Origin of the sequence: Sphingomonas sp. SORGH_AS_0789 (assembly GCF_031453055.1) — a bacterium.
GTDB lineage: Bacteria > Pseudomonadota > Alphaproteobacteria > Sphingomonadales > Sphingomonadaceae > Sphingomonas.
The window spans coordinates 936,867-948,485 of the sequence record NZ_JAVIYV010000001.1 but is presented as its reverse complement, the minus strand read 5'-3'; the positions used below and the strand labels follow the sequence as shown (position 1 = coordinate 948,485).

The following is an 11,619-nucleotide window of genomic DNA, read 5'->3' as shown; positions in this document are numbered from 1 at the left end:
TCCTGGTTGGAGATGTGGGACTGTCTTCGCGGGCGGTGACACCCCTCCACCATCCTGCGGATGGTCCCCCTCCCCTTGCAGGGGAGGAATGGTTTTCGAGGAGATTCGACGATGAGGATGTTCGGTCGCAAGGCCGGGCGGGGGGCTGCGCGTCCCTTGCTCGGGCTGGGCTTGGCCCGGTCGGGGGTGCCGCTGACGGGGGCGGCGCCGTCCTATGAAAGCCAGGTGCGCGAGGGCTATCTGCGCAACCCGGTGGCGCAGCGCGCGGTGCGGATGGTCGCGGGCGGACTGGCGGAAGCGCCGCTGGTCGCCTCGCACCCCGAACTGGTCGCGCTGGTCGCGGCGCGCAGTGAGGGGCAGGCGCTGCTGGAGACGGTCGCGACGCATATGCTGCTGCACGGCAATGCCTATGTGCAGCTGCTGCGCGACGGCGATGGTGCGGTCGTCGAGTTGTTCGCGCTGCGTCCCGAACGGGTGACGATGGAGCTGGACGCGAGCGGCTGGCCCGCCGCCTATCTCTACCGCGCAGGGGGGCGGGTGACGACGCTGCCGGTCGATCCGATCCGGCCGCAGGTGGTGCATCTGAAAAGCTGTCACCCGCTCGACGATCATTATGGGCTGGGCTGTCTGGGCGCGGCGGCGGGGGCGATCGCGATCCACAATGCGGCCGCGGCGTGGAACCGCGCGCTGCTCGACAATGCGGCGCGGCCGTCGGGGGCGCTGGTCTATGATCCGGGCGACGGCTCGACCCTGACCCCCGACCAGTTCGAGCGGCTGCGCGCCGAGATGGAGGGCTTTGCGGGCAGCGGCAATGCGGGGCGGCCGTTGCTGCTGGAAGGCGGGCTGAAGTGGCAGGCGATGAGCCTGACCCCGGCGGAGCTGGACTTCATCGCCGCAAAGTCGTCCGCAGCGCGCGAGATCGCGCTGGCCTTTGGCGTGCCGCCGATGCTGCTCGGCCTGCCCGGCGACAACACCTATGCCAATTACCGCGAAGCCAACCGCGCGCTGTGGCGGCAGGCGATCCTGCCGCTGGCGGGCGCGATCCTGAGCGGACTGGCGCAGGGGCTGGCGGGCTGGTTCGAGGGGGCGAGCCTGTCGGTCGATGTGAATCGCGTCACCGCGCTGGCCGAGGAGCGCCAGATGCTGTGGCAAATGGCGGCGAGCGCGGACTTCCTCGATCCGGCGGAGAAGCGCGCCATGGTGGGCCTGTCCGGGGTCGGCCTGTCATGAGCGGCCCACAACTCGACACCAATGTTCTGGCGCGGCTCTTGGCGCAGGCGGCAGACAGCGGTGCGGACCTCGTGACGCTGCGCGCGGTCGCCGAGGAGGCGGGCGAGCTGGGCGCGACGCGTGCGCTGACCCGGCTGGGCCTTTCGGACGCCGAGGCGGCGGGGGATGTCGCGGAACTGCGCGAGCTGCTGACCGCGTGGCGCGAGGCCAAGTCGTCGGTGTGGAAGAGCATGGTCGGCTGGATCAGCCGGTTGCTCGGCGCGCTGCTGCTGGCGGGAATCGCGATGCGGCTGGGGATGGAGGACTGGCTGAAATGAGCCTTTCCTTCACCGGCTATGCCGCGATCTGGGACCGGATGGACCGCGTGGGCGACGTCATGCGGCGCGGCGCGTTCGCGGGCGCGGGGCGGGTGCCGCTCCTCTGGCAGCATCGCGGGGCGGCGATGGGGCGGATCGAGTCGCTCGTCGAGGACGCCACCGGGCTGGCGGTCGCGGGCGTGGTCGAGGACCCCGCGCTCGCCGCGCTGGTCCGGTCGGGCGCGGTGGCGGGGCTGTCGGTCGGTTATCGGCCGCGCGTCGTCCATCAGGGCGCGGCCCGCGCGATCCTGTCGGCCGAGCTGGTCGAGATCAGCCTGGTGACGGTGCCGATGCAACCGCTCGCCCGCGTGAATCACCTTTCAACCAAGGGGAATTGATATGGACGTGATCGAACGACCCGTGCTGGACGGCGCGCGCGACAAGAGCGACGGCGCGTTCGGCGGCTATGTGCGCAGCGGCACCACCGTCGAGCTGAAGGCCTTTACCGGCACGACCGGGGACAGCGGCGGCTATGCCGTCCCGCGTGAGATCGATGCGGCGATCGCCTCGGTCCTGAAGACCGTCTCGCCGATCCGGGGCATCGCCAATGTCGTGGCGGTGGGATCGGCGGGCTATCGCAAGCTGATCACCACCGGCGGCACGCCGTCGGGCTGGGCGAGCGAGACGGCGGCGCGGCCCGAGACCGCGACGCCCGCCTTTGTCGAGCTGGCGCCGCCGATGGGCGAGCTCTATGCCAATCCCTCGGCCAGCCAGGCGATGCTGGACGATGCGGCGTTCGACGTCGAGGGCTGGCTGGCGGAGGAGATCGCCACCGAGTTCGCACGGGCCGAGGGCCAGGCCTTCATCACCGGATCGGGCGTCAACCGGCCGCGCGGCTTGCTGACCAGCCCGATATCCTCGGCCCGGGACGGCACCCGTCCCTTCGGCACGCTGCAATATCTGGCGAGCGGGGCGCCCGGCGCGTTCGGGCCCGCCCCCGACGAACGGCTGGTCGACCTGATCCAGTCGCTTCGTGCGCCCTATCGCCAGGGGGCGTGCTTCGTGATGAACGCCGCGACCTCGGCGCGCATCCGCAAGATCAAGTCGGGCGACGGCCAGTTCCTGTGGGCGCCGGGGCTGGTGGCGGGGCAGCCCGCGACGCTGCTCGGCTATCCGGTGGTCGAGGCGGAGGACATGCCCGACATTGCGGAGAATAGCTGCGCGATCGCGTTCGGCAATTTCCGGCTCGGCTATCTGATCGCCGAGCGCGCCGAGACGGCGATCCTGCGCGATCCGTACAGCAACAAGCCGTTCGTCACCTTCTACGCCACGCGGCGGGTCGGCGGCTGTGTCAGCGACTCGGAGGCGATCAAGCTGATGAAGTTCGCGACGAACTGACCCCTCGGAAAAATCGGGGCAGCCGGCAGGCGGCTGCCCCGTAGTTCAGGGAGGATGCCGGACCCGGCCGGGGGGCGCGGGGTCGGCATGGCCGGTGCCCAAGGGGGAGGCGGGCAGCGGCTGAGCAGGTCTCTGCTCCCCAAGTGTGACGATCATATGTCGCGCCTGTCGCAACTTGTATCGGTGAAGGAGAATTCATGATGAGCGGGACGATGGAGCCCCTGCCCGCCGCGACCGTGACGGCGGCGGCGGGCGCGGTGCGCGCGCTGTTGCGGCTGGACGAGGGCAATGAGGCGGCGCTGGTCGAGCGGGTCGCGGGCGTCGCGCTGGGGCTGGCCGAGTCCTTTTGCGGGCAGGTGCTGATCGCGCGAGTCGTCGAGGAGCCGGTGACGGCGTCGGTCGCGTGGCAGGCGCTATCGGCGACGCCGGTCGGCGCGATCCTGTCGGAGGGCGAGGGGGCGATAGACCGTGATGGTCGTGGCTGGGTCCGTACCGGCGCGGCGATCACGGTGCGTTATCGCGCCGGGCTGGCAGCGGACTGGGCGGGCCTGCCGCCCGAGATCGCGCATGGCGTGGCGATCATGGGCGCGCATCTGTTCGACAATCGCGAGGCCGCCGCCGTGCCGCCCGCGGCGGTCGCGGCGCTGTGGCGGCCCTGGCGGCGGATGCGGCTCGATACGCCGAGGCGGTCGTGACCGCGCGCGAGGCGCTGCGCACCGGCCTGTTGACCGGCCTGCGCACCGTTTTGCAGCCGCTGGCGGTGACGGTGTTCGACGCGGTCCCGGTGCGCGGCGGCGTCCCGCAGGCGGTGCTGGGCGAGCCGAGCGACAGCGACTGGGGCGCGGCGGGGATCGAGGGACGCGAGCTGCGCGTGACCGTGACGCTGAGTGACGAGGGCGAACAGCCCCGGCGGCTGCGCATGGCGATGCAGGCGGTCGAGGGGATCGCGCTGCCTGCCGCGCTGTCGGACGGATGGCGGGTCGCCGGGCTGGCGGTCATCGCGACCCGCATGGCGAAGACGGGCGCGCGCTGGACCGCGAACGTCGAATGGCGCGCCCGTTTGTGGCGCGCGGGACAATAAGGGGGGACATCATGGCGATCGAAAAGGGAAGCGCCTTTCTGCTCAAGATCGGCGACGGGGCCGAGCCGCCCGCCTTCGCGACGATGGCGGGGCTGCGCACGACGCAACTGTCGATCAACGGCGAGACGGTGGTGGTGACGAACAAGGATTCGGGCGGCTGGCGCGAGCTGTTGTCCGGCGCGGGGGTGCGGCATGTCAGCGTCGCGGGCGCGGGCGTGTTCACCGGATCGGCGGCGGAAGCGCGGATGCGCGGCCATGCGCTGGCGGGCACGATCGAGACCTATCGGCTGAGCTTCGAGAGCGGCGGGTCGATGACCGGCCGGTTCCTGGTCACGCGCCTCGACTATAGCGGCGATTTCGGCGGCGAGCGGACCTACACGCTGGCGCTCGAAAGCTCCGGCCCGGTGGTGGCGGCATGAGCGCCGGGGCCAATCCGGTGCGCGGCGAGGCGGCCTTGCGGGTCGGCGGCGCCGAGCTGGTCGTGCGGCCGAGCTTCCAGGCGCTGGTCGCGGCGGAGGGCGAGCTGGGCCCGCTGTTCGAACTGGTCGAGCGCGCGGGCGAGGGGAAATTGTCGCTGGGCGAGGCGGCGGCGCTGATCTGGCACTGCCTGCGCGAGGTGCCCGAGGGGCTCAGCCGCGAGCAGCTGGGCGAGGCGCTGGTCGAGCTGGGGCTGGCGGCGCTGGCGCCGGTGCTGCGGCAATTGCTGCGCCAGATCCTGGGCGGGCGATGAGCTTTGCCGACGATGCGGCGCGGCTGGCGGGGATGGCGGGCGCGGTGCTGGGCTGGTCGCCCGACCGCTTCTGGCGCGCCACCCCGGCCGAGCTTCACGCGGTGGTCGGGGCCTTGACGGGGGCGGGGCAGGGCGGGGGCGATCCGCCGTCGCGCGCCACGCTCGCCCGGTTGCGGGAGATGTATCCGGATGGATGAGCAGGATTTCGCGCCGCGCATCGATATGCGTGGCTTCACCGCGGACATGGCCGCGATGCGCGCCGACCTGTCGCATGGGCTGGGCGATGCCGCCGAGCTGGGCGCGCGTAGCGTCGAGGGGGCGCTGCTCCGGGCGGCGCGGACCGGCCGGTTCGGTTTCGAGGAGCTGAAGGCGACCGCGCTGTCCGCGCTCGACCAGATCGCCCGCGCGGCGTTGCGGCAGGGGGTGGGGGCGGTCGGTGACGGCGGCCTGCTGGGCCTGCTGGGCGGACTGGCGTCGGGCCTGCCGGGGCGGGCGACCGGCGGGCCGGTATCGCCCGCCCGCCCCTATCTGGTCGGCGAGCGGGGGCCGGAGGTCTTCGTGCCGACCAGCAGCGGCCTGGTCGAGCCGTTGCGCCCCGCCGCATCACCGCGCGACGTGCGGGTAGCGATCACGATCAACGCCGGGGCGGGCGAGGCGGCGGGGGTGCTGCAACGCTCCGGCCGCCAGGTGGCGCGTGCGGTTCGCGCGGCGCTGGCGGAGGATTGAGGCGCCCGCGACGGCCCAAGGGACAAGGGGAGGGGAAAAGCGGTGCAATGGTGTCTGCATGAGCAGCGGCGGGATCAGCGGAGCGATCACCTGTCGCGCTTCGATCCCCGTTACTGGACCGTCGACTTTCCGCGCCCGATGATGGCGGCGGTGGTCGCGAGCGGGGCGGACAGCCTGCGCGTCGACACGGTCTTCTATCGCACCGACGATCTGGCGGGGCTGATCTGGGAGTCGGCCGACCGGCACGACCATCCGCTGCTTCGCTATGACACGGTGCGCGACTATCGCGATTGCCGGTTGCGGTTCCGCTGGCGTTCGGGCGGGATCAAGCCGCTCGACGCGCGGCATGGGCCGACGCTGACCATCGAGGGGCGCGACGCAAGCGGCAAGGCCCGCGCCTGGTATGTCCGGCTGTGGAATTATGCGACCGGCACGGCGGAGGATGCGGAGGTCGCGATCGACTTCGCGAACCTGGCGGGCGGGTTCAGATTTCCCGAGGAGCGCGATCCCGTCTGGGCGGGCGATGTCGACCGCATGTTCGTCTCGCTGGTCGCGCCCGATTACGATGCCGGGACGGCCTTTCTGGCGCGACCGCAGGAGGGGTGGGTCGAGCTGACCGGCATCGCCTGCGACGGGCCGGGCGCGGTGATCGGGATCGGCGCGGCGGTGCTGCCCGAACAGGGGTTCCGCATCGCCAGCGGCTATGACGACAGCTATCACCTGACGCCGCAGCGTTTGCTGCGCAACATGCTGCACCTCGGCTATCGCGGCGACCTCGTCCATTATGTCGGCATGAGCCATTATTTCCGGCTCGAACGCAGCGGCGACGGGCTGTACGCCAGCCTGGCGGGCGGCGTGCTCAACGCGCCCTGCACCGCCTGGCATCGCGGGTTCGCGGTCGAGGCCAGGGCGCTGGGCTATGACCCGATCTGGTCGCTGTCCTATGAACTGTTCGACGCGCATTGCTGGGGCGACTGGAAGCAGCGTTCGGCCGATGGCGCGCCGGCGCTGACCGGCTGGTCGCCGCCCTCGACGCTGCTCAGCCCGGCGCAAGGCGGGGCGATGGCGTATCTCCAGGCGGTGGCGCGCGCATTCCTGGCGATCGGGCAGGCGGCGGGGCTCGCCCCGAAATTCCAGGTGGGCGAGCCCTGGTGGTGGGTGCGTCCCGCCGACGGCGCGCCGTGCCTGTATGACGCGGCGGCGGTGGCGGCCTTCGCGCCGGTGCCGATGGCGAGCATGGCGGAGGCGCGGAGCCAGGCGCAGCGCGATACGCTCGACCGGGCGGGGGCGTGCCTGGCGGCATCGACGGCGGCGTTGTGCGCGGCGGCGAAGGCGGCGGCGCCGGGCTGCGTCACCCATTTGCTCACCTATCTGCCGACCGTGCTCGACCCGGCCGCGCCCGAAGCCGTCCGCGCGAACATGCCGGTCGGCTGGGCGAGTCCGGCCTTCGATATCCTGCAACTGGAGGATTATGACTGGGTGACGGCGGGCGACACCGCCTCGACCCGCAAGGGCGTCGCGCTGGCCGAGGCGCGGCTGGGCTATCCGCCGGAGCGGCAACATTATTTCTCGGGCTTCGTGCTGCGCGCCGATCAGCGGGCGCAATGGGGCCGGATCGCGGAGGCGGCCGGGGTCGCGCGGGCGCGCGGAATCGCGGCGACCTTCGTCTGGGCGATGCCGCAGGTGATGCGCGACGGGTTTGTCTGTTGGGAAGGGGGAGAGGATCGCGTGCAGGCTTTCGACGATGTGCTGTTCCCGCTGGCGCTGGGCCGCGAGGCAGAGGTGACGCCGGGCTTTTCCACCGCGATCCTGACGAGCGCGGGTGGGCGCGAGGCGCGCAATGCCGCCTGGGCGGAGGCGCGGACCACCTATGATGTCGGCCCCGGCCTCCGCTCGGCCGAGGATATCGCGACGCTACTCTCCTTCTTCCGCGCGCGGCTGGGCCCGGCACGCGGATTCCGGCTGCGCGATCCGTTCGACAGCAGCGCCACTGACGAGGCGATCGGCACCGGCGACGGCACCACCCGCCGCTTCGCGCTGGTCCGCCATTATGGCGACCAGCCGCGCCGGATCACCCGGCCGGTCGCGGGCAGCGTCTCGGTCAGGGTGGCGGGCCGGGGCGTGACGGGCTTCGTCGTCGAGCCGGGCGGGTGGCTGTTGTTCGACACCGCTCCCGTGGCGGGCGCGGCGATCGCCGCCAGCTTCGCCTTCGACGTGCCCGTCCGCTTCGCCGAGGACCGGCTGAGCGTCACGCTGGCCGGGTTTCGCGCCGGGGCGGCGGCGTCGGTGCCGCTGGTCGAGGTGCGCGAGCCATGAGCGGCGATACGCTGACCGGCTGGGTGCTGTGCTGGCGGATCGAGCGTTCCGACGGGGTGACGATCGGGCTGACCGGCCATGACCATGACCTGTGGATCGACGGCCTGCGCTACCGCGCCGCGCCCGGCCTGATGCCCAGCGCGATCCTGCGCGGCGACGGCCTCGACCCCGATCTGATGGATGCCTCGGGCGCACTCACCAGCGAGGCGATCGGCGAGCGCGACCTGTTGGCGGGCCGCTGGGACGGCGCGCGCGTGGCGGCGATCGCGGTCGACTGGAGCGGGGCGGGCGACCCGGTGCCGCTGGGCCAGGGGACGATCGGCGCGGTGCAGCTGGGCGAGGGGGGCTTCACCGCCGAACTGCGCGGCGTCGGCGCGCTGCTCGACCGACCGGTGGCGGCGGAGACCTCGCCCGACTGCCGCGCCGCGCTGGGCGACCGGCGGTGCCGCGTGCCGATGGCGGGGCGGCGGCGCATCGCGCGGGTGACCGACTGGGACGGCGAGGCGATGCTGACCGTCGCGCATGACGAGCCGGTCGCCAATGCCTATGGCCAGGGGCGGCTGATCTGGTTCGGCGGCGCGAACAGCGGGCTGGAGGCGGTGGTGTTGCGGTCGGAGGGGCGGCGTCTGTGGCTGGCCGCCACGCCCGCCTTCGCGGTCGAGGGCACGCCGCTGGTCGAGCTGGTCGAGGGGTGCGACAAGCGGCTGGAGACCTGTGTCGCGCGGTTCGGCAATGTCCTGAATTTCCGGGGCGAGCCGTTCCTGCCCGGCATCGACCTGCTCACCCGCTATCCCGGCGCATGAGCGCGGTGGCGGCGGCGGCGGTCGCGCTGGTCGGCGTGCGGTTCCGGCTGCACGGGCGCGACCCGGCGCATGGGCTGGACTGTGTCGGGCTGGTCGCGGCGGCGACCGGGCGGGCGGCGCCGACCGGCTATGGCTGGCGCAGCGGCGACGCGGCGACGGCGGCGGCGGCGCTCGATGCGCAATTTCAGAGGACGACGGATTCGCCGGGCGCGGTGCTGCTGCTGCGCGCCGGGCCGGGGCAGCTCCATCTGGCGATCCGGGTCGGTGACGGGATCGTCCATGCCGATGCGGGCCTGCGCCGGGTCGCCTGGCGGCCGGGGGCACCGCCCTGGCCGGTGCTGGGCTGTTGGAAGGGGGAGGGATAATGGCGACCTTGGTATTGGGCACGGTGGGGCGGGCGCTGCTGGGGCCGGTGGGCGGCGCGATCGGTGCGCTGATCGGCAACCGCGTGGATCATGCGGTGCTGGGCCCGCGACGGCAGCAGGGCCCGCGCCTGACCGAGCTGTCGGTCCAGACCTCGACCTATGGCACGCAGATGCCCGCCGTCTTCGGCACGATGCGGGTCGCCGGGCCGGTGATCTGGGCGACCGACCTGGTCGAGGCGCGCGGGTTGACCGGCGGGGGCAAGGGGCGTCCGGCGACCGAAAGCTATAGCTATACCGCCAATTTCGCGGTCGCCTTGTCGGGGCGGCCGATCCGGCGGGTGGGGCGTATCTGGGCCGATGGCCGGTTGCTGCGCGGGGCGGCGGGCGATTTCAAGGTGGCGACGGGCTTTCGCCTTCATCCCGGCACCGAGGATCAGCCGGTCGACCCGCTGATCGCCTCGGTCGAGGGGGTGCGCGCCTCGGCCTGTCGGGGCCTCGCCTATGCGGTGTTCGAGGGGCTGGCGCTGGCCGAGTTCGGCAATCGCATCCCCCAGCTGACCTTCGAGGTCGAGGCGGACGAGGCGCCGCTGTCCTGCCGTGCCATCGCGCAGGCATTGTGCGGGCAGGTGCGCGGCGGCGATGCGGGCGCGACCGTCGCGGGATTCGCCGCAAGCGGGGGCAGCGTGCGTGCGGTGCTGGACATGCTGGCCGATATGAGCGGCGGGCAATGGGTCGCCGAGGGCGACGGCATCCGGCTGGTCGCGCCGTCCGCATCCGCCACGCCCGCCGTCACGATCCGCGACGATGCCGTGGCGGCGGACGGCCATGGGCGGCGCGGCCAGCGCGCCATCGCCAGCGAGGCGAGCATCGCCGCCAGCGTGACGGTGGCGCATTACGACCCCGCCCGCGACTATCAGATCGGGCAGCAGCGCGCGCGCCGCCCCGGCGGGGTGCGCGACGAGCGGCTGGAGCTGGCCGCCGCGCTGGATGCGGCGACCGCGCGGACATTGGCGCAGGACCGGCTGGCGCGGCTGTCGGTCGAGCGGGTGCGTCGCACGGTGACTCTCGGCCCCGAAGCGCTGGCCATCGCGCCGGGCACCATTGTCGCGATCGCGGGAGAGGCGGGGCGCTGGCGGGTGATCGAATCCGCCTGGGAGAATATGGCGGTGCGGCTGACCTGCGTGCCGCTGGGCCGGGGCGGGCCGATGCTGCCCGCCGCATCCGGCCGGATCGCGCCCGCGCCGGACCGGGCCATCGGCGCCACCCGGCTGATCGCCTTCGAAGCGCCGCCGCTCGACGACCAGCCGCTCGGCACGCCGCGCCTGTCGGTGGTGGCGGCGGGCGGTCCCGGATGGCGGCAGGCCTCGCTCGCCTATAGCCTGGACGACGGCGCGAGTTGGACCGCGCTGGGCCTGACGGCGATGCCGGGCGTGATCGGGCGGGTGACGGCGGTCTCCCCCGGCGGGGCGATCGGCCTGATCGACCGGCGCGGGGCCTTCGTCGTCGCGGTGGCGGAGGATTTGGCGGATGCCGATCCGGCCGCGATCGATGCGGGGGCCAATCTCGCCTGGGTCGGCGGCGAGCTGTTGCAGTTCGCGCGCGCCGAGCCGCTGGGCGACGGGCAATGGCGGCTCAGCCAGCTGCGACGCGGCCTGCGCGGGACCGAGGCGATGGTCGGCCAGGCCGGACCCGGCGACGCCTTCGTCCTGATCGCGGCGGCCAGCGTCCGGACGATCGACATTCCCGTCACGATGCTGGGCACTCGGGTCCGCTTCCTGGCGCATGGCGTGGGCGACGGCGTCGAGGGGGTGCAGGCATCGGCGATGGTGACCGGCCAGTCGGTCCGCCCGCCCGCGCCGGTCCATCTGCGCTGGCGGCGAGGCGAGGACGGGCGGGTCACCATCGGCTGGACCCGGCGGAGTCGCATCGGCTGGGGCTGGACGGACCGGGTCGATGCGCCGCTGGGCGAGGAGAGCGAGCGCTACCGCGTGACGATCGGCGAGCGGGAGGAGGAGGTTTCGGCACCCGTCTGGACGGGCAGCGCGCCCGCCGGGACGCGGGTGGCGGTGCGGCAATTGGGAACGCTGGCGGCATCGCTGCCGCTGGTCGCGATATTGGGGGAGGGACGAGATGGGTGAGGAAACGCCGCGCTGGACGCTGCCGCTGCTGTCGGCGGGGCAGGCGCAGAAAGAGGTGACGCATAACGAGGCGCTGAGCCTGCTCGATCTGGTCGTGCAGCCCTGTGTCGAGGCGGTCGGGCTGAACGCGCCGCCCACCGATGCGACACCGGGTCAGGCCTGGGTGGTCGGCGACCAGCCGACCGGCGCCTGGACCGGCCATGCCCGGCATCTGGCGGGCTGGACCGCCGGGGGCTGGCGGTTCCTGATTCCGCGGCCCGGCCTGTCGGTATGGAGTCGGGCCGATCGCTGCCGATCGGATTGGGGTGAGGATGGCTGGCGGACGGGCCGGGTGATGGCGCGCGAGTTGCTGGTGGAGGGAAAAAAGGTTGTTGGCCCGCAACAAAGTGGCATTGCGCTTACAGAAGGTGGCCAAGTCATTGATTCACAGGCAAGATCGGCGGTCGACGCGGTGATCCGCGCGCTGCGGAACCATGGCTTGATCGCCTCGGCATGACCCAAAATCTGTGCTTTTAATGCCACAGTCGGGGGCTTTT

15 protein-coding genes are annotated in these 11,619 nt (G+C 72.6%); all 15 read left to right on the top strand.

The window, feature by feature from the left end; genetic code table 11:
* Positions 1–111: 111 nt before the first annotated feature.
* Positions 112–1,230 (top strand): phage portal protein, encoded by a 1,119-nt coding sequence (locus QE360_RS04310; protein WP_309699564.1) that lies wholly within the window; start codon positions 112–114, stop codon positions 1,228–1,230.
* Entirely contained in the window at positions 1,227–1,547 is a 321-nt protein-coding gene (locus QE360_RS04305; protein ID WP_309699562.1) for a DUF6127 family protein, read from the top strand. Before QE360_RS04310 ends, QE360_RS04305 begins: the two co-directional genes overlap by 4 nt.
* Positions 1,544–1,924 carry an HK97 family phage prohead protease gene (locus QE360_RS04300; protein WP_309699560.1) on the top strand — a complete coding sequence of 127 codons (381 nt, stop codon included), beginning with the start codon at positions 1,544–1,546 and terminating at the stop codon, positions 1,922–1,924. Before QE360_RS04305 ends, QE360_RS04300 begins: the two co-directional genes overlap by 4 nt.
* Before the next feature lies 1 nt (position 1,925).
* Positions 1,926–2,924 carry a phage major capsid protein gene (locus tag QE360_RS04295; RefSeq protein WP_309699558.1) on the top strand — a complete coding sequence of 333 codons (999 nt, stop codon included), beginning with the start codon at positions 1,926–1,928 and terminating at the stop codon, positions 2,922–2,924.
* 197 nt (positions 2,925–3,121) lie between these two features.
* Positions 3,122–3,619, top strand: a complete 498-nt coding sequence (locus tag QE360_RS04290) for a hypothetical protein (protein ID WP_309699556.1) — start codon at positions 3,122–3,124, stop codon at positions 3,617–3,619.
* Positions 3,616–4,005, top strand: a complete 390-nt coding sequence (locus QE360_RS04285; RefSeq protein ID WP_309699554.1) for a DUF3168 domain-containing protein — start codon at positions 3,616–3,618, stop codon at positions 4,003–4,005. Before QE360_RS04290 ends, QE360_RS04285 begins: the two co-directional genes overlap by 4 nt.
* A gap of 11 nt (positions 4,006–4,016) precedes the next feature.
* Positions 4,017–4,424, top strand: coding sequence for a phage major tail protein, TP901-1 family (locus tag QE360_RS04280; RefSeq protein WP_307102433.1), 408 nt, complete (start codon positions 4,017–4,019; stop codon positions 4,422–4,424).
* Complete coding sequence (locus QE360_RS04275) at positions 4,421–4,735, top strand: gene transfer agent family protein (RefSeq protein WP_307102435.1); 315 nt, start codon at positions 4,421–4,423, stop codon at positions 4,733–4,735. Before QE360_RS04280 ends, QE360_RS04275 begins: the two co-directional genes overlap by 4 nt.
* Positions 4,732–4,932, top strand: coding sequence for a phage tail assembly chaperone (locus tag QE360_RS04270; protein ID WP_309699552.1), 201 nt, complete (start codon positions 4,732–4,734; stop codon positions 4,930–4,932). The genes QE360_RS04275 and QE360_RS04270 overlap by 4 nt, the downstream gene beginning before the upstream one ends.
* Positions 4,925–5,461 carry a tail tape measure protein gene (locus QE360_RS04265; protein ID WP_309699550.1) on the top strand — a complete coding sequence of 179 codons (537 nt, stop codon included), beginning with the start codon at positions 4,925–4,927 and terminating at the stop codon, positions 5,459–5,461. The genes QE360_RS04270 and QE360_RS04265 overlap by 8 nt, the downstream gene beginning before the upstream one ends.
* A gap of 42 nt (positions 5,462–5,503) precedes the next feature.
* Positions 5,504–7,777: a DUF2460 domain-containing protein gene (locus QE360_RS04260; protein ID WP_309699548.1), complete on the top strand. Its 2,274-nt coding sequence runs from the start codon at positions 5,504–5,506 to the stop codon at positions 7,775–7,777.
* A complete protein-coding gene (locus QE360_RS04255) occupies positions 7,774–8,580 on the top strand; it encodes a DUF2163 domain-containing protein (RefSeq protein ID WP_309699546.1) in 807 nt (268 codons plus the stop codon). Before QE360_RS04260 ends, QE360_RS04255 begins: the two co-directional genes overlap by 4 nt.
* Positions 8,577–8,945, top strand: a complete 369-nt coding sequence (locus tag QE360_RS04250) for a peptidoglycan endopeptidase (protein WP_309699544.1) — start codon at positions 8,577–8,579, stop codon at positions 8,943–8,945. Before QE360_RS04255 ends, QE360_RS04250 begins: the two co-directional genes overlap by 4 nt.
* A complete protein-coding gene (locus QE360_RS04245) occupies positions 8,945–11,083 on the top strand; it encodes a phage tail protein (RefSeq protein ID WP_309699542.1) in 2,139 nt (712 codons plus the stop codon). Before QE360_RS04250 ends, QE360_RS04245 begins: the two co-directional genes overlap by 1 nt.
* The gene (locus tag QE360_RS04240; protein WP_309699541.1) at positions 11,076–11,579 is read left to right on the top strand and encodes a DUF2793 domain-containing protein; all 504 of its coding nucleotides are present in this window, start codon (positions 11,076–11,078) and stop codon (positions 11,577–11,579) included. Before QE360_RS04245 ends, QE360_RS04240 begins: the two co-directional genes overlap by 8 nt.
* Positions 11,580–11,619: the final 40 nt, after the last annotated feature.